This is a genomic window from Caldicoprobacter algeriensis, from assembly GCF_023838525.1.
GTDB lineage: Bacteria > Bacillota > Clostridia > Caldicoprobacterales > Caldicoprobacteraceae > Caldicoprobacter > Caldicoprobacter algeriensis.
On sequence record NZ_JAHUQD010000002.1, the window covers coordinates 45733 to 66803 of the forward strand.

Genomic DNA, 21071 nt, shown 5'->3' on the forward strand with positions numbered 1-21071 from the left:
TCGGTTTTACAGGATAATACTCATAGCATCGGCACCTCTTCTGTCCACGGCATGCGCGGCGTCGGGGGCCCTGGTATGCACCGGTTTGACAGGAGGGGACCACATGGCCCACATGGTCCACATAGCCGGTTCATGGGACCAGGAGAAAGGCCAAAAAATCTGGGTAAAACCCTTGTCAGGCTGAGTAGATACTTGAAAGAAGATATTCCAGGTCTGATAATAGTCATACTATCCGTCTTACTCAACATGGCATGCACCCTTATAGGGCCATTGCTCATCGGGCAGGCCATAGACCAATACATCATTCCCGGAGATTTTCAAGGGCTAGTGCGGATCTCATTTCTCCTTCTGGGTGTTTATATACTAAACTCGCTTGTTGCCTTTTTGCAGGGATTCTTTATGGCTTCTATATCCGAGAAGACGGTAGCTCGCATGCGCAGGGACCTGTTCAGCAAGTATCAAGTACTGCCATTAAAATTCTTCGATTCTCACACCCACGGGGAGTTGATGAGCCGCATCACCAACGATATAGATACCATATCCTTCACCCTCCACGCCAGCCTAACTCAGTTCATATCAGGCGTCATCACCATAATAGGTACCATAATACTCATGCTGTTAAAGAGCATAATACTTACCCTTATAACTCTATCGGTAATCCCATTGATGTTTCTTCTAACCCGGCTTATAACCAAACATACAGGCAGGCTATTTATAGAACAGCAAAAAACTCTGGGTGAGCTCAACGGCAAGATAGAGGAGACAATTTCAGGCCAAAGAGTTGTCAAGCTGTTCTGCCGCGAACAACACGTCATCGCCGAATTTGAAGAGTCCAATCAAAAGCTGAAGAAAACAGCATTGAAGGCACAAGTGCTATCGAGAATCATGGGACCCACCATGAACATGCTCAATAACCTGGGCTTTGCGCTCATCGCAGGAATCGGGGGTCTGCTGGCCGTCAGAAACGTCGGAGGCGCCATAACAGTAGGTACAATTTCGGTATTTCTCAACTACTCAAGGCAGTTTACTCGCCCCCTAAACGAGATGGCAAACCAGTACAACATGGTGCTTGCGGCAGCAGCCGGCGCTGAACGGGTATTTCGGGTTTTGGATCAAGAACCCGAGCCGGCCGATGCTCCCGATGCTGTAGACCTCAGAGAAGTAGGTGTAAAAGGCCACGTAGAATTTGAAAACGTCTCGTTTGCATATGACGGTGAAAACCTGGTGCTGAAAAACTTTTCCCTTGAAGTAAAACCTGGTCAAATGGTGGCCCTGGTCGGGGCAACCGGAGCCGGCAAGACCACAATAATAAACCTTCTCATGCGATTTTATGACGTTAAAGAGGGGAGTATACGCATAGATGGCATCGATATAAGAAAAATCAAGCGCGAAAGCCTGCGCTCTTCACTGGGAATCGTGCTGCAGGATACCTATCTATTCAACGCCAGCGTTCGCGAAAATATACGGTATGGCCGTTTGGACGCCACCGACGAAGAAGTGGAACAGGCAGCCAAAATCGCCCATGCCCATGACTTCATCATGCGCCTGCCCCAGGGGTATGACACCATTCTTACAGATGACGGCGGAAACTTGAGCCACGGCCAACGCCAGCTTTTGGCCATTGCCCGGGCAGTGCTGGCCGATCCGGCCATACTCATATTGGATGAAGCAACCTCCAGCGTAGATACCCGTACCGAGATATATATTCAAAAAGCGATGTTAAACCTGATGAAAGGCCGTACCAGCTTTGTCATAGCGCATAGATTGAGTACCATAAAAGACGCTGATTTGATTGTAGTGATAGATAATGGTAAGCTTGTAGAAAAGGGCACGCATCAGGAGTTGCTGGAGCGAAAAGGGGTCTACTACAACCTTTATCAAAGCCAGTTTGTTCGCACCAGGCAAGTTGAAGACAAAAACATAGAAGCGGTTTTGTAAAAATAAAAGGGAGAGAGCATTTGTGCTCTCTCCCTTTTTGCATTTCAAATACTTTCTATAGTTTTTAATCATATAACAACGGTTTTAGCTCCTCTGAATCAATGTTGGTTTTATCATACCAGTAGAAGCCTGTATCGATTTCCTTACACCACATTATCGCCAACTGCATCCCTTTTCATCATACCCTTTTTTATCCTGTTCTTCAGCTTAAACACCCATCCACCCATGGTTCCCATGGGGCAGAAGGCACACCAAGTCCTCTGGTGATAATAAATACCAAGTATGATATCAATTATCGTGGTAATAAGAACCATGCGAACAAATACCGCCCCTATAGCGGCCCAATTGCCCCATGCGAAGATCAATTGTACGGCGAAAAAGCTCATCAGTATTATCAAGAATACCACCTTAAATGTAGTGGTCTTAAACATGCCGGGAATGCCCTTCTTTAGGGTGATCTTCTTCAATATCACGTCGTTGAAACTACCCCTTGGGCAAAACGAGTTACACCACTTCCTCCCCATGAAGGGCGCCGTAACCACCGGTGCAAGCATGCACACCAGCGCAACTACCCCTATTGGCGGATATACGAGGCCTGCAATGCAAAATGCTATCAGCACAAGCCATAAATATTGTTTAGCTGAGTTCATTACCATATCACCTCCTGCAATTATTTTATGACATTATCATTATATTAGAAAAATACGATATTTATTATATTAAAAATCTACAAAAATGCAAACCCCTTAATTTCAATTTTATTCGATCAATCTAAGCCCCAACTCTTTGGCATAAAGCCTTGCTTCTTTATATTCTTCCGGACTCAACCTCCGCGCAATCTCCTCGTATTTGTAAGCCTTATAGTAAGGGTAATACTGATCCATGAGGTTAACTGCGCAGTCGGACGAAAGTTCTTCTTTTATAAACCTCAAAATTTCCTTGGTATCTTCAAGCCCTCCGGGCATCACGAGATGCCTTATCAAAAGCCCCTTGTAAGCCACTCCCGTTTCGTCAAGCTTCAAACCACCCACCTGGCGATCCATCTCCTTTAAAGCGCTCTTTACATATCTGGGATAATCCCTCACCGTGGAATATTTTACACCTCGTTCCTCTATGCTATACTTGAAATCTGGCATGTATATATCCACTACTCCATCGAGCAGCTTAAGGGTTTCTATCCTCTCGTATCCTCCACAATTGTAAACCAGCGGCAGTTGTAGTCCCTTTTGCGCTGCAATATACAGCGCTTCCAGGATATTGGGCACGAAATGCGTGGGAGTGACCAGATTTATGTTATGGCAGCGGTAATGGTTCTGTATCACCAGCATTATTTCGGCTAACACCTCGTTGGACACAACCTCCCCCTCTCCCCCATGGCTCAGCTCACAGTTCTGGCAAAACACGCATCTCATATTGCAGTAACCAAAGAATATGGTGCCTGAACCATTACTACCCACCAAGGGAGGCTCTTCGCCAAAGTGGGGACCATAGCTGGCCACCACCGTCTTATCATAAGAGCGGCAAAACCCTATTGCTTCCCTTCTGTTGACCCCACATTCATGGGGGCACAGGTTGCATTCATCCAGGTGTTTTCTGGCCTTTCTGACCCTGTTTTTAAGCTCACCATTTTCCAGAAGCTTTAAATAACCAGGTTTATACTTTGCCATACAAAGCCCTCCTTAAACAAACGCATATTGAAGCCACCTGCAATTCTCAATACTTACAACATTATTGTTTTCCAAAATAAAATTATACCCTGCAAATCAAATTGCAGGGTATAATTTTAACGCTATTGCTTTAAATAGCAAGATAACCTACCGGTTATCTTTCAAACTCGCGGGGATGCCTGCGCTTGAGCTCGGGTATCGCATGGCCTCGCCCTGTCTTTTCAAGCCACTCACAGTAACGCTTTAGATGTCCTTTAGCATGGAATGGTCCACCCTCATTGATAACCGTCCATAGAGGGTCCACCGCATACGGCATGGTCTTCATCATATTATCGTGCCACTCATTGAGGTAATACACCGCTTCCCAGCAAACCGAGCGATTTTGCTGTGCCACATCAAACTGCTCATGAGGGTCCTCCTCTACGTTAAACAGCATCTCATCAGGGAAGAGATGATAGCCATCGTGATAGGTGCGTATGTAAATCCATGGGCCAAATCTCACACTTCTCTGGCACACATGCGCACACTGGCTCAAGACGAGGTAGTCCCTTCCGCAATCCTCTCCATTTAAAATAGCTGGTGCATAGCTCTGTCCATCCCACCGCTCACTGGGCTGTTTGCCTAAAAGCTGTGCCAATGTAGGCAACAAGTCAAGGTTGTAATGAAGGCCCTTATCGACATGGCCCTTTTGGCCCCCTGGCCATCTGATAATCATTGGTATCCTGCAAGTTATATAGTCAGCTGTACCATGTTCGGCGTAAATTCCCAGCTCTCCCATATTTTCCCCATGGTCCGCACTTATTATAATCGCCAGATCGTCAAATACACCCTCTTCTCGCAAGGCATCAAATATTCTACCTATATGCTCATCCATATATCTGATACCGCAATCGTAGCCATCTATCATCTTCCTTAAGTCCTGCATATCTTTTATTTCCCCGGGATACCTAGGATATCTAGGATCTGCATAGTTATCATACATATTTATTTCTCGTGCGCTGTGGGGACCGACTTTCCTACGGTGCTGTTCCAAAACTTCCTCCGTTATCCAGTCAGGGAGAGGGTCTTTTTCAAACGGGTTCCCAAATTCTATGGGGGCGCGATAGGGAGTATGTGGATCCCAGTAATTCACATGGAGAAACCAGTTGTCTTGCTTTGCATTACGCTTGATCCAATCTATTACAGTTGGTGTAATCTCTTCTGCCGATTCCGCTCCACATTTACCGGTATTGTACATCTCGTTAAAACCAGCATAAAACCACCAGGCCGAGTGACGTTCAGCAAATGGGCTAATAGTGACCGTCCTGAAACCTGCCGAGCGTAAGAAGGCCGGTAAGCTGTCCCACGAAAGCCTGTCGCGGAATCCCCTTGGTTCACCCTCCATGCGCATATCGGCCGCTGTACCGCCATGGCCCACTACACCCGTATGAATACCAAAGCGGCCAGTCATTAGTGCTGCACGCGATGGAAGACAGGGCGCATCTGAACAGTAGTAGTTATCGAAGCGCACTCCTTCTCTTGCTATTCTATCGATATTGGGCGAGGTATTGCGGTGATAACCATAGCACCCAAGGTGATCCGGTCGTAACGTATCCAGATCAAGGAATAGAATCCTCATAAAGATAACCTCCTTTTCTCCGCTAAATTGTTGTACTTACTTTATTATTTGCCCACAAAATATCAAACTAGTTCAAAAGGTTGTTCCAACAATTGTGCAGAATTAGGCCCGACAAAGGCTATAAAATGGCCAGGCTCTGACTTAAACGAAAAATCTTTTCTATGGAAACGCAACATGGGCTCAGTAATGATAAAATTCACCTTTCGAGACTCACCAGGTTCGAGATAGATTTTCTGAAACCCCTTCAATTCTTTTACAGGTCTCACTACACTAGCACTTACATCCCTGATATATAGCTGAACAACCTCCTCCCCCGCTCGCTTCCCAGTGTTTGTTACCGTTACAGAAGCGGTAATAGCACCATCCACCGTCAATTTGTTGCTATCTAAAACAAAATCGGAATATTGAAAAGTAGTATAACTTAAACCATATCCAAAAGGATACAATGGGGCATTTGGAATATCCAGATATTTGGAACAAAATCGAAATTCATTATTCTCCCTACCCTTAGGCCGTCCTGTGTTATAACAATTATAATATACTGGTATCTGCCCTACAGTGTAAGGAAAACTCATTGTTAAACGACCAGAAGGATTTACATCTCCAAATAAGATATCGGCAATTGCGTTTCCTCCTTCTGTACCCGGAAACCAAGCTTCCAAAATAGCTGGTGCTATGTAATCAAGCTCGGTAATCTCCAAGGGTCTGCCATTGAATAGTACGACAACAGTAGGTTTTCCTAACTCCAACACCGCTCGAGCTAAAACTAGTTGTTTTCCAGGTAGGGTAATAAAAGCTCTACTGCCTGCCTCCCCACTCATATCAGGATGTTCCCCCAATGCAAGGATGATCGCATCAGCTTGTTGTGCAGCTGCGATGGCCGAAGAGAGATTGAGTTGTTCGCCCATCACATCACAACCTTCAGCAACAATGACATTATCCTGGCCAATCTTGGCCACAATTCCCTGTTTGAGTGTTACAGCCTCCTCATTTCTCCCTTCACAAGACCATCCACCCAGAATATGATTGGCTTCTGCATAAGGACCAATGATGGCGACTTTACCAATATTTTTATCAAAAGGTAGTACCCCTTGGTTTTTTAACAACACCATGGACTGAGCAGCTATCTTTCGGGCCAACTTCCGATGTTCATCACATAGCAGCACTGTCTTTTCTCTTTCAGGGTCAGCTCCTCTATATGGGTTTTCAAAGAGTCCTAATTGCTCTTTTAATTTCAGAATTCTCATCACAGCTTCATCTATTAGGGCTTCATCCACAATACCTTTTTGAACCAAGCTTTCCAAATGATGTACATACTCCGAACTCATCATCTCAATATCTACCCCGGCTTTAATCGCTTTTTCAGCAGCCTCTTGCCCATCAGCAGCTACACCATGAGCAATGGTTTCCTTGACAGCCCCCCAATCGGAGATAATAACGCCGTCAAAGCCCCATTCTCCTCGTAGCAGATCTCTCAACAGCCACTGGTTAACCGTTGATGGTATACTGTCCACCGTAGTAAAAGCGGTCATTACCATAGCACATCCTTCATCCACTGCTGCCTTATAAGCCGGAAGATAGTATTCTCTCAGGGTTCTTTCTGACATATCAACAGTATTATAATCTCGCCCAGCTTCTACCGCACCATAAGCAGCAAAATGCTTAACACACGACGCCACACTTTCTTTGTCAGAAAGCCCCTTCCCCTGATATCCGCGGACAAAGGCTCGAGCAAAAAGTGAATTAAGCCACGGGTCTTCGCCAGTGGACTCCATAACTCTTCCCCAGCGAGGATCTCGTACTAAATCCACCATAGGCGAGAAAGTTACATGGATGCCTGCTATTGAAGCTTCTTTGGCCGCCACCCGAGCCGATTCTTCTACAAGTTCTGGATTCCATGAGCAGGCCATAGCTAAAGGTATGGGGAATATGGTGCGAAACCCATGAATTACATCAGCCATAAAAATCAGAGGAATTTTATGGCGGTTATTCTCCAAATATTTTCTCTGTATATCCATTGTCAATTCGGCACCAGCCGCACCTAATACACTACCGGCATTGTAAATGATATCCTCGGTTAATTCTAATTCTTCCATGGGGCCGGTAATCGCTCCTTGACGCAAATAAAAATTTGGAGCAATTTGAAGCATTTGTGAAATCTTCTCTTTGAGAGTCATGGACTCAAGAAGTTTTTTTAGTCTAACTTCATTGTTCTGCATCATTTTCATCTCCTATTCCATTATCTGAATTTATATTTTGCATATTTATAATCTTAATTAAAAGTAACATATAGGTAAGTAATTCATGAAGAATAATAGGTCTTAGGTTAATATTACCTTGCTGCTGTTGTTTTTCTTACTATAAAATAGAGTACACCTCTACTATAAATATCGTATTTTATACGTAAAAACCAAATAATAAACCATTTTTTATGTTGTGACCAAAATCAAAAGCGCAAAAATCATAAAACCTCTATAATCAACTGTTGTTATTTTTAATACATTGAGAACTTTAAGTTTTTATTATTATACAACATAATTTAACAAACGTCAATATTTTAACTTAACATTTATTTACATTTTGTAAAATTTAATTTAAAAATTAAATTTTAACTTGTTTGCATGGTCCAGCATATCAAGCGTTGTCTCTTGCTTTTGGCCAATTTCAGAACTTTCGTTTTATAATTTAGGCACTTTGACTCTTTTTAGCTTTTCAGTATCTTTTTTATTACTAGTGGTATATAAGCTCGCATTTACTTGCTAGGCACCTAAATTTTGCACAAACATAATCTTGATAAATGGTTAAATAAGGAAACTCAACCGGATATGCTTTTGCTTTGATAATGCTTCTATTAACAGCTTGGCCAAAGTAATTTCTGGGTAACTGTATAACAGGCTTCTTTCGTTTTGAGAATAAAAGTTTTAAATGGTCTGAAAAAGCCGATATCAAAGGCAAACTGTATTATTGAAGCTAACCATACCGAAATAGTTCCCTTTTTAAAACTATCGAAAAAATCTTAGATTTGCCCAAATTTAAAATAGTGATATTTCCTTTTTCGCTATACTTATATTGATTAAATATGTGTTATTATTACAATTGGCTTAATTGTTTTAGTTCGCACCGGGCGCATTTTCAATATATGAGGTAACATTTGCCAATACACTAAAATTAAGCACTTTGTGGTTGTCTAAAAAGTAAAAATGTTTTGCCTAGAAGTACAAGTGGTTTTAAAACATTTGATATAACCTCGTTTGGTAATCATTTCTTCAAAAATATTAAATGCGCCCGTTCGCACCTATTACATTGACATGTTAAGTAGTATTGTATATAATTTAACCAGTAAAAAATTAAATGTGATAATTTTCTGCGCTATGCTAGTGATTAGAAATTTGTTAGGATTTTAAAAATCTTTTTTGCAATGCAGAGACATAAAAGTAGAAATTAGGTAGAAAATAATAAAATACAGGATCTTAGAGCCTATTATAATATATAGGTAGCGAGTATAAGATTAAAGTTTTTATCGTATCGTTTAATAAGAGGAAAACATCTACCTAAAAATAAAAAACAACCCTGATTTTTTAATATTTAAAAATCCTCATTCTTTTTAGGATATAGAGAAAACCAAACATCAAGTGGGAAGGAGAAATAAGATATGGCTACTTTAAAAGACATAGCTGTTAAAGCTGGAGTAAGCATAGCCACTGTATCCTATGTTTTAAATAATAAAGGAAAAATCAGTAGAGAGACTCAGGAAAAAGTTATAAAAGCTGCAAGAGAATTAGGTTATCAGATAGATATTAAAACAAGATTACATCAATACAAAAAGCCAAACATTATTGGAGTAGTAACTTCTAATTTCGGAGGTCCATTTTTTAGCAGGTTGTTAAAAAGCATTGAGAAAAGTGCAAATGACAATGGATACCATCTTATAGCATATAGCACCAATATTGGAAGTACTGATTACTTTATTAAGCATGTTTTTAATACTCATCGGCCTAGTGGCCTCATTGTTATGGCTTACAATGTAACAGATGAAATTTTAATTAAATATTCATCGCAAGATTTCCCTATTGTAACCATTGACCGTGAAATAGAAGGTCCACATTTATATTCAGTTATTATAGATAATTTCCAGGGAGCATATGATGCAGTTAAATATTTAATAGACTGTGGACATCGGGAAATTGGATTTATGGGTGGAGCCTATAATATGGTATATGAAACTCAATTGCGATATAAAGGATATTGCGATGCCCTAAAAGATGCAGGGATAGATCCTGAAAAGCAACTTTACTGTCAAGGTGCCCATACAGAAAAAGGCGGATATACTACTGCTAAAATGCTTTTAACACAAAGAAAAATGCCTCCGGCAATGTTTTGTACCAATGACGAAATGGCTATAGGAGTAATAAAAGCCTGTACAGAGGCAGGAGTACGGATACCAGACGATGTATCAATTGTAGGTTTTGACGATATAGAAAGTGCCAAAAATATTAAACCTTCTCTTACTACAATTCGACAGCCCATGGAAGAATTAGCCGAGACGGCAGTTCAAACTTTAGTTATGGCCATGCATGGCAATAGTCCTATAAAACATATTAAGTTACCAACCAAATTAATTATACGAGAAAGTGTTAAATGCTTATAACTAACATTTACTCTGTATGCTCTTCTAAACTTCTACTCCAAATAAAAATACTATTCTTTACAATGATCTTTGCCCCGTACTCTCTTTTTTAATATCTTAAACGACATTTCTTACAAAATTTGTTACAATTAACTTTTCTAAAGAAAACTCAATGAAATTTTAGAGTAATGGTAATATACACCATTTAACATCTTTTATATTCCTATTTAGAGAACCACCAAATATTTGATAAAGATCAAAATATTTCATATATGCAAAATTAAAGCTCCTTTCTGGTATATATTGGTAGTTTACACCAGAAAGGAGCTTTATTAAATTACTTTACTTAATTACCAATATTAATAGGAGTAAAATCTTTTAGTTGTCTTTTCACTTCTTCTATTACTTTTTCAATACCTGCCTGTTTCAATTGATTTCTATACTCCTCAACAGCTTTTTTGGGATCCGCTGTTTTACCCAACATAATCTGAACACCTAGCTGGGAATTTACATTAGCAATAGCAGCAAGCTCGGAAGATATACTGGTAGAATCAAAGCTGAAACCTACATACGGATTATCTATTGCAACTTTACTCCACTTTTTAATTAATTCATAACGACGAGGATCTTCTGTATCATATGGGATATTAAATCTATCATTACGTAAAGCCCATGCAGCAAATCCACCTGCATCAACATCTGGATTAAATTTTTCTGGTTTTCGAGCAATACCGTCTACAATTTCATATTGTCTACCTTCTATTCCATATTGTATTAAACGGTAATACTCTTCTTCAGTCATAAATTTTTCAATAGCCATCAAAGCTCTTTCAGGATTTTTAGAGTTTGCACTAATGATAGTAATGTTCTCAACTCCTAATTTTCTTTTAATCTTACCATTCTTTTCAGCAAAACACCAGAAATCTGTTTCAACACCGGGCATATTCTTTTTCACAGTACCATAATTACCGGTCCAATCCGGCATATGAGTAATAAAACCACCTGAAATACCATTATTAAAGTTTGTTTTTGCATTCTGCTGAGCAGAAAGAATATCTTTAGGCCAATAACCTTTAGAAGACCATTCATGCATCATGACAGCCCAATCTTCAAATTCTTTCGTAAATGCAGGGTGGATAATATCATCATACTTTTCTGGACTGACAGCAACTAGATGCATTTCAGATAACGGAATACCAGGAGCCTCAATCCAACTACCTGTAAGATCTACAAACATCCTATATAAATTTTGTGCATCACTAGAATTACCATTTAAAGGAGGAAAACTTTCATTTTTAGCAATAGCATCCATATATGCTTCCATAGTTTCAATAGAGTTAATTTCGTCTAGACCATATTTTTCTTTAAGATCTCTTCGATATACGTAACCATAAGGAGTAAACTCAGTATATGCAGTAGGAACACCATAAATTCTACCTTTATATTCTGCACTCTTCCATGATTCCTTCGGAATTTCTGCTTTTAACTTAGGGACAACTGTATCTAGCATATCCGTTATATCTGTTAAAGAACCTTGTGCAGCTAAAGTAAAGTAAGAAATAACAGCGTTAGACGAAGCATGAGCCATGTCAAACTGCTCACCAGACGCAAATAAAAGAGGATATTTGGTTGCAACGTCTGGCCAATCAATATATTTGACTTCAATAGTAGCATTTATATCTGCTTTTAATTTTTTGTTGATCTCATTTAAAATATCACGATTTGCAGGCCCTTCACTCCCCCATAGATAATAAATTAAATGAACTTCTTTAGATGTGTCGACCTTGCTGGTATTATCAGAAGAAGCATTTGTAGAATTTTTAGATGTACCATCAGAACTTGTGTTTTCTGAGGTTGTACTTTCATTATTGGGCTTTCCAGTACAACCAGCTAGTGTTGCCACGATAAATGTCATTACGAGAATTAAAATTAGCATTTTTTTGTAATTATTCATAACAACTCCTCCTTTTTGTTTATTTTAAATTAATATATAATACAGTCCCTCACACGGAGGATACTGATTTAAATCATCCTTTTATTGCACCAATAGTTAGTCCTTTAATAAAATATCGCTGAACAAAAGGATATAAGAAAATAATCGGCCCTGTAGCAACTACAGCAGTAGCCATTTTTATCGATTGAGTAGGGAGTTCGGAAATATCGATCATTACTCCTTGATTTATAAGAATTTGTACATTGGTTTGATTTATTGTTTTCTGCAAAAAATATTGTAACGGAAACTTACTTGGAGATTCAATGTATAACATTGCATTATACCATTCATTCCAAAAACCTAAAGCTAAAAATAAACCAACTGTAGCTAGTGCGGGAATAGAAAGTGGAAGAACAATTTGCCAATAAATACGGAAAACTCCGGCTCCATCAATAGTGGCTGATTCATATAATGAATCAGGGATAGATTTCATAAAATTACGCATAAGGAAGATATACCACGCACTTATGACATTTGGAAGAATCATTGCCAAAATGTTGTCCTTTAACCCCAAATACTTCACCATAAGAATATATCTAGGAATTAAACCACCACTAAAAAGAGTTGTAAAGTATATAAAAAATGCAAAGAAGTTTCGATATTTAAAATCCTTTCGATTAAGCACATAACCCGCCATTGACATTAAAAAAAGTCCTACGGTAGTACCAACTACGGTATTGAAAATTGTGATCTTATAAGCGTTAACCAATTTTTGAGGATTACTCAATAAAAATTTATAGGCTGATACAGTAAACTTTTTGGGAAAAAGCTTGTATCCTTCCGTAACAATTTCTTTTTCTGACATAAATGATGATGTAATCATTAACGCAAAAGGGAACAGACAAATTAAAGCAAATAATCCAACAGAAGTATAACATATTATTTTAAGTAGATTGTCACTCAATCCCTGACGTATAACATTATTTTTAGTTTTGTAAAACATCTCAGTTCCTCCTCCGGAGTGTCCCTTAAATCTCAGAATAATGCGTATTCAGGTTCTATTTTTCTTACAATGGCATTGACAGTAAGAACTAATATAAAACCGAATACTGATTGATAAAAACCTACTGCTGCTCCCATTGAAAAATTGAAAGTTCCAACTAAGCTTCTAAATACATAAGTGTCTATAATATCAGTTTGAGGAAACAAAACCGAGTTATTACCAATCAAATTGTAGAATAACTCGAATGAACCTCTCAGCATGCCCCCAAGACCAAATAAGAACAGTAGCACAAAAGTAGGTTTAAGCATCGGTAAAGTAATATAGCGTATTTTCTTCCAACTATTCGCACCATCTATATATGCCGATTCATAAATTTCCGGGTTTATCCCTGTTATCACAGATAAATAAACAATCATATTATAACCTGTACTAGACCAAATTTTAAAGAACACTATAATATATTTCCAAATATAAGGGTCTGAGTAAAATTCATACCTTTCGAATCCAAGAGATGTAAGCACCATATTAGCAAAACCATAATCATAGTTAAAAAGATTGTAAGCAAATACCCCTACAATAACCATTGATATAAAATGTGGAAGTAATATGATAGACTGAGTAATTTTCTTAAACCATTTACTACCTATTTCAGAAAGCATAACAGCAAATGCAATCTGAACTATATTACCTAAAACAAGAAACACAAAATTATACAGTAAAGTATTTCTTGTTATCCTCCATAGATCACCATTCTGTACAAGAAACTGAAAGTTCTTTAATCCTACAAATTTACTACCAAAAATTCCTTTATTAACATTATAATCTACAAAAGCAACATAAGCTCCAGGCATTGGTATGTAATGAAAAATTATAAAATATACTACAGTCGGCAATAACATTAAAAACAAAACCTTATTTTTCCTAATTTCACGACTCATACTCATCAACTTATTGTGTGAATTGATTTGAAGCATAAAAACCATCCCTCTGTCTTATCAAATTAATTAAATGGAAGTTAACTTCACATTTCCCTGCAATTTTTTGAAATTCGTTAAGCCTACTAGTTAACTAATGTTAACTTAATTAAATTTAATTTGCAATTAAATTATAATATCAAACTATAGGTTTGTCAATAATATTTTTTATGTATTGTTATTATTCTGTAACAACGTCATATTGTTGAAATTATTCTGATAAAATGTCCTGTATGAGAGAGGAGATATTCAATATGCCACAAAAAAAATGACTCGTTTAAGAGTCATAAACCAGACCATCGATAAGGTCATAACCATCAAATAAACTGCTGAGCTTCTAGGCCTCAGTGAACGCCAAGTGATAAGATTAAAAGAGCTATACAAGAACTCGATATTAATATCATTAAAGCCAGATCTCCACAGGCTAAAGGACCTATTGAAAAACTGTGACAAACATTCTAAAGCAGGCTGAAAGCCGAAGTCTAAAGCCATGTGAGTAACTTGATTTTTTATAAAAAACAAATTAAAATATATCCATGGGCATTTCACTTATGTATCACTGAAAAGTGAGTTTAATTTAATTAAATACAAACAAAATGGAGGTTTAAAAAATGAATCATACTCCCTTGTCTGTTAAAATACAAGATAAAAAAATTTTTATTAATGGGAAAGAATCTATACTAATAGGCGGAGAGATCCATTATTTCCGCATATCTCATCAAGATTGGCGTACCGTTTTAATACGGCTTAAGGATTGCGGCTGTAACTTTGTCAGCACCTACATTCCATGGAATGTTCATGAACGTGAAGAAGGGAAGGTAGACATTGAAGGCCGTACCAATCCCAACCTGGATCTAGGAGCCTTTCTCGACTTAGCTCATGAACTGGGTTTATATGTTATTGTCCGACCAGGCCCATATGTAATGGCCGAATTACGCTATGATGGAATTCCTGATTGGGTGTTTCAAAATTATCCTGAAGTAGAAGCTATCGGCAAAGACGGCACTACCCATCCCGGCAAAGTTGTATCCTACATGCACCCAACCTATTTAAAACTGGTACAGAAATGGTATGACAGCGTTTATAAAATCATTGCCCCCCGTATTGTGCCCAAAGGTGGTCCTATTCTTATGATCCAGCTGGACAATGAAGTAGGAATGCTTCACTGGGTTCATGGTTGTCCTGATTATAATGATGTTACTGTTTCTCTCTTCCGCAATTGGCTGCGAAATAAGCATGGGATTCAAAAAGCCAGTGAAATTTTATCTATACCTGTTTCAGCCATGGAGGATTCTTCCCCAGTTAAAATCATTATCAATGCATTGCGGAATCCAAAAAAAGAAAATGCTATCAAAATTCATAGAGAATTTCATCTTTTTGCTCGAGACTACTTTAAAATGTATATAGGAGAATTGAAGAAGATGGCAGAAAAATATGTCAGTGATATTCCTTTTATAATCAATGTACATGGCTGCAATCAAGGAAGTACAAAAACATTTCCCATTGGTCTTTCCCAATTGTCTAAAGTATCTGAGTTGAAAAATGTCTATATGGCAGTAGATTACTATATAGGAGATATTAACTTTGGTAACTTTTTTGAGCTCATGTTTGCCAACGCTTTTACCGAGGCCGTTCAACCAGAAAGCCAACCCCTTTTCTCGGTAGAATTCCAATGTGGCAGATTCTCCGATTATCCTAGATTGCAACCATCTACACCCGCACTAACTGCCCGATTGTGCATAGCTAATGGCATGAATCTCATTAATTATTACATGTATGCCGATGGGGAAAACCCAGCAGGATGTGAAGTATTTGGCCGTCGGCATATATGGCGGGGCCCTCTGGATCCCCATGGTAACCCTCGCAACCACTACTGGACCATCCAAAGAAGTACCAAAGGCATTATGGCAATTGGAGACGTCTTGGCAAAAACCAAACAAGAACACGTGGTCCATCTTGGTTTAATACCTGATTACTATATGACAGAATATCCCCACCCTGAAACTTCTGATTTTATTGAAGAACTTAGAATGTTCCGTGAAGAACTATTTTTCAACGGACTCGCCAAGGCTCTGGCAGTAAACAATTATGTATATAAGGGCTATGATTTGTCTAAAGGCGATTTTATCGATATAGAGAGAGTACCTTCAATATTTGTATTTTCTACTCGCTATATGGAAGTCGATATTCAACAAAAATTGGTGACTTATCTAGAGTCAGGAGGTAAAATGGTTCTGTTTCCAGAAATCCCTGAAATGGATATGTACGGAAACCCATGTACCATCCTACGGGACGCTTTAGGGGTTGAAATTGTAGATCGCCCTAAACATACGTGGTTTGATCGAGGTTTTTACGACTATCCAGAAGTGGATAACGTAGGGTATGCATATGCCGCTCTTATGAAGCCAGTAGATGGTGCTTATGCCTTTCATACTACAGGAAATGCAGTTGCTGTTGAAAGAAATGTTGGCAAAGGCAAATGTGTAATCTATACTGCTGCAACTCTCCATACCCATCAATATCTCGATCCTATCATACATGATTTAGCTAAAAGAATTGGGGTAAAACCTCTAATAGATACCCGTGAATGGGATGGAGAACAGCTTTTAGTCATCAGTCGTGTTGGAGAGGTAGGTAGGGTATTATTCATTGCTAATTATGACAGCTATGAAAAGGCATTACCCATTACCTTTGGTGGAAAGAAACTTTTTGACGGTAAAAAATTCAGAATACCTGCGCATACCTGTTTCATGCTGCCCTTGGAACTAGAAATACTTCCTGGTGTCGTGGTAGATGAATCTACCAGCGAGATATTGAGCATAGAAAAATTCAAGGATGGCATACAAATTATCTTTGAAAGATGTCAAGATTGTGACAAAATAGTTATTTCTACCCAATACAATATTCAAGCCCAGAATGGTTGTACAGTCAGGAAAGAAGGGAATAAATGGGTAATTATCAGTACGAATGATAGTACTACCGGAGACTCTATGTCTGTATTGATATTTAGAAACAAATAAGTCCAAATTCCTATGTAAAGTTCTTCCTGAAACTGTCCAAAATTTAATTTTGTGTATGGATGAATAATGAAGCTCCTTTCTGGTCAAAATTAACAACATAAATCAGAAAGGAGCGTTTTATTTATGGGCGTTTATTTTTTGAGTGTTATATTTAATTTTACAAAAATTTATACCGCGCCATTTCATACCTCCACTCCCAGGAAAACCCTTACCAGAAATCCGATCAAGAAGCTGAGAACCGCAACCCCCAGGCTTATGGATACCATCTCCAGAAAGCGCCTTTTAAAGTCCAAATCCTTGGCCACCGAAACGTAAAAATTAAATATAAGTATGACCAGCACGGCGTTTATGACCGTAAGCCCCAAACACAGAAAATAACTTTCAAACAGCAAATACGGGAAGATAAGGAACAGCACCGTAAAAACGTAGGCAAGGCCTGTATAGATAGCCGCTTTAATCGGGATCTGTGACTCTCCCTCAGATTTTATGGATAAATATTCAGAAGCCGCCATTGAAAAAGAGGCTGCTATCCCCGTTATGAAACCGCTAAGGGCGATCAGCCTGGTATTTTGCAGGGCAAAGATCAGCCCGGCCAGGGTACCCGTCAGCTCCACTAGCGCATCGTTAAGCCCCAATACCATTGACCCAACGTAATTTAAATGCTCCTCCTCGATGAGCTCCATAAGCTTCTTTTCATGCCTGTCCTCATCCTGAACGATCTTATGTATCTCAGGCATGGTATCGGCCAATTTGGTGTATACCTCTTCAGCCCGTTGTTCGCCTTTTTCCATCAGCTTGACACCAAACGTAAGCCCAAAAACCCTCGAAATTATAAAGTATAGCCATACCTTCCATCTATCGGGCTTCATGTCCTGCCGGGTAATCCTCTGCCAGAATTTATAATGTGCCAGCTCTTCATCGGCTATCTCGGCCAAAACCTCTTTGTTGTGCTGGTCCTTTATCGAGGCAGACAATTTTGTATAGATGTGATACTCGGTGATCTCATTCTTCTGTGCCGCAAGAATGTCCTCTCTTTGCTGAGGGGTTAAATCGTTAAAATCCATATACACTTCCTCCTTTGGCAGAGATTAAAATACAAATCACCTACATAATATCTTTTAATTTAGTCTTCTTTAGTCTTCTATAGATTTAATGAAAGTCCTTCAAAAAATTTAAAATAATTTGCCAAAACAGTATTGACAAAAAATTAACGATTTGCTATAATGCAAAGCGTTACAACTTAATCCTAATTTAGTGGCGCTGTCGTATATTTATGGAGATATAAAGGTCCAAATATACTGTAACTCAGCGTTGCTTTGTTCATTGCAAAGCCACAAAGACAAGGTATATTTAAGTTGGGATTTCTATTTATCCTGCAAATCCCAATTTTTTAGAAAAGATATAGTTAAATTTTTAACAATAATGCAAGGATTATTGCAAAAGGAGGAGGAGAAAAAATATGGCCAGAGAAAACCTGTCATTGGTAGTAAACAACACTGAAGATGTAAAGGCCGAAATCGATGCCATGGTGGAAAACGCAAACAAGGCCCTGGAAGAATTCATGGAAATGACCCAGGAGCAGGTCGATAACATCGTAAAGGCAATGGCTTTGGCGGGAATCGACCACCACATGAGGTTAGCCAAGCTCGCTGTGGAAGAAACCCAGAGAGGCGTATACGAAGACAAGATAATCAAGAACCTTTTTGCCACTGAGTATATATACAACAGCATAAGGCATCAGAAAACGGTGGGCGTTATCAGGGAGAACGACCTTGAAGGCTATGTAGAAATAGCAGAACCTGTGGGCGTGATCGCAGGCATCACCCCTGTGACAAACCCCACCTCTACCACGATGTTCAAATCGCTTATATCCATGAAAACCCGAAATCCAATTATATTCGCTTTCCATCCTTCGGCTCAGAGGTGCAGCAGCGAAGCCGCCAGAGTAATGAGAGATGCGGCCATCAAAGCAGGCGCTCCCAAGCATTGCATTCAATGGATAGAACGGCCATCCCTTGAGGCCACGCAATATCTCATGGCCCATCCAGGCGTATCTCTGATACTGGCAACCGGTGGCGCCGGCATGGTGAAAGCAGCGTACAGCAGCGGCAAACCCGCCCTTGGAGTAGGGCCGGGCAATGTGCCGTGCTACATCGAAAAGACGGCCGATATCAAAAGGGCCATCACCGACTTGATTCTCTCAAAGACATTTGACAACGGCATGATATGCGCTTCCGAGCAGGCAGTCATCCTTGATGAAGACATTGCCCAGCAGGCCATAGATTACATGAAGGAAAACGGGTGTTATTTTCTCACCCCAGAGGAGATTAAAAAGCTTGAGGCGGTGGCAATCGATAGCAAAAAGGGGATGATGAATCCCGCGGTGATTGGCCAGTCGTCTTATACTATAGCCAAGATGGCGGGTATAGAAGTTCCTCAGGATACAAAGATTCTAGTCGCTCACCTTGAAGGCGTGGGTCCCGAGTACCCATTGTCCAGGGAAAAGCTGAGCCCTATACTGGCGTTTTATATCGTTAAGAATTACGAGGAAGGGGTTAAGGTAGCACAGCAGATAGTGGAGTTTGGTGGCCTTGGCCATTCGGCCGTCATCCATTCTGAGAATCCCAAAGCAATAGAACTATTTTCCGAAAAGGTCAAGGTGGGCAGGCTGATTGTCAATTCCCCATCGAGCCAGGGCGCCATAGGAGACATATACAATACCAATATGCCATCGCTTACACTGGGTTGCGGGTCCTATGGTAGGAATTCCACTACCGCCAACGTATCAGCCGTCAATTTGATCAATATAAAGAGGGTGGCTAAAAGGCGGGTCAACATGCAGTGGTTTAAGGTCCCACCCAAAATTTACTTTGAACCCAATTCCATTCAGTATCTTGAAAACATGCCAGATATCAGCCGGGCCTTCATAGTAACCGACCCTGCCATGGTCAAACTGGGATATGTGGATAAGGTGCTGTACTACCTCAGAAAAAGGCAGCAGTACGTCCATTCCGAGATTTTCGCCGAAGTGGAGCCTGACCCTTCCATCGATACGGTAAAGCGCGGAACCGAGCTCATGAACAAGTTCAACCCTGACGTCATAATAGCCCTAGGGGGAGGGTCAGCAATCGACGCTGCCAAGGCCATGTGGCTGTATTATGAATATCCCGATACCGACTTCACTTCCCTGCGGCTAAAGTTCATGGACATACGCAAAAGGGCATTCAACTTCCCCAAGCTTGGCCGTAAGGCAAAGCTGGTGGCCATCCCCACCACCTCTGGTACGGGTTCAGAGATAACCTGCTTTGCAGTAATAACAGATAAGAGGAACAACACGAAATATCCCCTAGCCGATTATGAACTCACCCCCGATGTAGCCATAATCGATCCCAATCTAGTTATCACCGTACCCCCTCACATAACAGCTGATACGGGAATGGATGTGCTGACCCATGCAATAGAAGCCTACGTATCCACCATGGCTTCAGACTATACCGATGCACTGGCCATAAAGGCTATACAGCTGGTGTTTGAATATCTGCCGCGGGCTTACAGAAATGGCAATGACAAAGAGGCCAGAGAAAAGATGCACAACGCATCCTGCATAGCCGGTATGGCCTTCACCAACGCATTCCTGGGCATCAACCACAGCCTGGCGCACAAGCTCGGAGGAGAATTCCACATCCCTCATGGTCGCGCCAATGCCATACTGCTTCCGCACGTGATCGAATACAACGCTCAAAAGCCCACAAAATTTGCTACCTGGCCCAAATACCAGCACTATGTAGCCGACAAAAAATACGCTGAAATAGCCAGATACCTTGGACTTCCGGCATCTACCACTCAAGAAGGAGTACGCAGCCTGATCGATGCCATCGTAAATTTGATGAAACAGCTCAACATGCCGTTGACCATTGCGGAATGCGGCGTACCGCGGGAGGAATTCGAGGCAAAGGTAAAAGAGCTGGCCGACAAGGCATTTGAAGACCAGTGCACCGTCACCAATCCCAGGATGCCACTAGTAAGCGAGCTGGAGGAAATATATAGAAAGGCTTATGGAAAATAAACCGTAATGCGCTGTGGAAAGTAGGCCAAGAAAAAAATATGCCTTGATAGGGCATACCCTTTTTCTTCAAAATCTGCCGGCGATTTATAACAAGGCTTACTTTATCATCAACCTTTTATCTACTTGATACCAACCTGAATGACAAGATATCATGAAAGCGCCTATCAGCAACTTGTGGAAAACCCAACTTTGCTCAACCTTAAATTTATGCATCAACCTTTCCTC

Annotated in this window: 12 protein-coding genes; 4 read left to right on the forward strand and 8 right to left on the reverse strand. The window is 40.1% G+C overall.

Annotated features, from left to right (window positions below; genetic code table 11):
* Positions 1-51: 51 nt before the first annotated feature.
* On the forward strand, positions 52-1938 hold the full coding sequence (locus tag KVG29_RS01510) for an ABC transporter ATP-binding protein (protein ID WP_420840513.1): 1887 nt from the start codon (positions 52-54) through the stop codon (positions 1936-1938).
* Positions 1939-2081: 143 nt separating this feature from the next.
* Here the strand turns inward: KVG29_RS01510 and KVG29_RS01515 are convergent, their stop codons facing one another.
* From KVG29_RS01515 to bglX, 4 genes are all read right to left on the reverse strand, one after another.
* Positions 2082-2588, reverse strand: a complete 507-nt coding sequence (locus KVG29_RS01515) for a 4Fe-4S binding protein (RefSeq protein ID WP_252225952.1) — start codon at positions 2586-2588, stop codon at positions 2082-2084.
* A gap of 108 nt (positions 2589-2696) precedes the next feature.
* On the reverse strand, positions 2697-3605 hold the full coding sequence (locus KVG29_RS01520; protein WP_252225954.1) for a radical SAM protein: 909 nt from the start codon (positions 3603-3605) through the stop codon (positions 2697-2699).
* A 154-nt stretch (positions 3606-3759) separates the two neighbouring features.
* Positions 3760-5223 carry a sulfatase family protein gene (locus tag KVG29_RS01525; protein ID WP_252225956.1) on the reverse strand — a complete coding sequence of 488 codons (1464 nt, stop codon included), beginning with the start codon at positions 5221-5223 and terminating at the stop codon, positions 3760-3762.
* Positions 5224-5285: 62 nt separating this feature from the next.
* Complete coding sequence (gene bglX / locus KVG29_RS01530; protein WP_252225958.1) at positions 5286-7442, reverse strand: beta-glucosidase BglX; 2157 nt, start codon at positions 7440-7442, stop codon at positions 5286-5288.
* Positions 7443-8875: 1433 nt separating this feature from the next.
* Here bglX and KVG29_RS01535 point away from each other — a divergent pair.
* Positions 8876-9871, forward strand: coding sequence for a LacI family DNA-binding transcriptional regulator (locus KVG29_RS01535; RefSeq protein WP_252225959.1), 996 nt, complete (start codon positions 8876-8878; stop codon positions 9869-9871).
* 325 nt (positions 9872-10196) lie between these two features.
* Here KVG29_RS01535 and KVG29_RS01540 read toward each other — a convergent pair whose 3' ends face one another.
* The 3 genes from KVG29_RS01540 to KVG29_RS01550 form a co-directional block, all read right to left on the reverse strand.
* Positions 10197-11804: an extracellular solute-binding protein gene (locus KVG29_RS01540; RefSeq protein WP_252225961.1), complete on the reverse strand. Its 1608-nt coding sequence runs from the start codon at positions 11802-11804 to the stop codon at positions 10197-10199.
* Positions 11805-11877: 73 nt separating this feature from the next.
* On the reverse strand, positions 11878-12786 hold the full coding sequence (locus KVG29_RS01545; RefSeq protein ID WP_252225963.1) for a carbohydrate ABC transporter permease: 909 nt from the start codon (positions 12784-12786) through the stop codon (positions 11878-11880).
* 32 nt (positions 12787-12818) lie between these two features.
* The gene (locus KVG29_RS01550) at positions 12819-13760 is read right to left on the reverse strand and encodes an ABC transporter permease (protein ID WP_252225965.1); all 942 of its coding nucleotides are present in this window, start codon (positions 13758-13760) and stop codon (positions 12819-12821) included.
* Positions 13761-14371: 611 nt separating this feature from the next.
* Here KVG29_RS01550 and KVG29_RS01555 point away from each other — a divergent pair.
* A complete protein-coding gene (locus KVG29_RS01555) occupies positions 14372-16780 on the forward strand; it encodes a beta-galactosidase (protein ID WP_252225967.1) in 2409 nt (802 codons plus the stop codon).
* A 182-nt stretch (positions 16781-16962) separates the two neighbouring features.
* Here KVG29_RS01555 and KVG29_RS01560 read toward each other — a convergent pair whose 3' ends face one another.
* A complete protein-coding gene (locus KVG29_RS01560; RefSeq protein ID WP_252225969.1) occupies positions 16963-17844 on the reverse strand; it encodes a VIT1/CCC1 transporter family protein in 882 nt (293 codons plus the stop codon).
* A gap of 395 nt (positions 17845-18239) precedes the next feature.
* Here KVG29_RS01560 and adhE point away from each other — a divergent pair, with 395 nt between their 5' ends.
* Positions 18240-20846, forward strand: coding sequence for a bifunctional acetaldehyde-CoA/alcohol dehydrogenase (adhE, locus tag KVG29_RS01565; RefSeq protein WP_252225971.1), 2607 nt, complete (start codon positions 18240-18242; stop codon positions 20844-20846).
* Positions 20847-21071 lie beyond the last annotated feature (225 nt).

Bases quoted from the DNA above. Each gene is read 5' to 3' on its own strand.
- KVG29_RS01560 (WP_252225969.1), bottom strand. From the start codon at position 17,844: ATGGATTTTAACGATTTAACCCCTCAGCAAAGAGAGGACATTCTTGCG.
- adhE (WP_252225971.1), top strand. From the start codon at position 18,240: ATGGCCAGAGAAAACCTGTCATTGGTAGTAAACAACACTGAAGATGTA.
- bglX (WP_252225958.1), bottom strand. From the start codon at position 7,442: ATGCAGAACAATGAAGTTAGACTAAAAAAACTTCTTGAGTCCATGACT.
- KVG29_RS01540 (WP_252225961.1), bottom strand. From the start codon at position 11,804: ATGAATAATTACAAAAAAATGCTAATTTTAATTCTCGTAATGACATTT.
- KVG29_RS01535 (WP_252225959.1), top strand. From the start codon at position 8,876: ATGGCTACTTTAAAAGACATAGCTGTTAAAGCTGGAGTAAGCATAGCC.
- KVG29_RS01525 (WP_252225956.1), bottom strand. From the start codon at position 5,223: ATGAGGATTCTATTCCTTGATCTGGATACGTTACGACCGGATCACCTT.
- KVG29_RS01545 (WP_252225963.1), bottom strand. From the start codon at position 12,786: ATGTTTTACAAAACTAAAAATAATGTTATACGTCAGGGATTGAGTGAC.
- KVG29_RS01555 (WP_252225967.1), top strand. From the start codon at position 14,372: ATGAATCATACTCCCTTGTCTGTTAAAATACAAGATAAAAAAATTTTT.
- KVG29_RS01515 (WP_252225952.1), bottom strand. From the start codon at position 2,588: ATGAACTCAGCTAAACAATATTTATGGCTTGTGCTGATAGCATTTTGC.
- KVG29_RS01550 (WP_252225965.1), bottom strand. From the start codon at position 13,760: ATGCTTCAAATCAATTCACACAATAAGTTGATGAGTATGAGTCGTGAA.
- KVG29_RS01510 (WP_420840513.1), top strand. From the start codon at position 52: ATGCGCGGCGTCGGGGGCCCTGGTATGCACCGGTTTGACAGGAGGGGA.
- KVG29_RS01520 (WP_252225954.1), bottom strand. From the start codon at position 3,605: ATGGCAAAGTATAAACCTGGTTATTTAAAGCTTCTGGAAAATGGTGAG.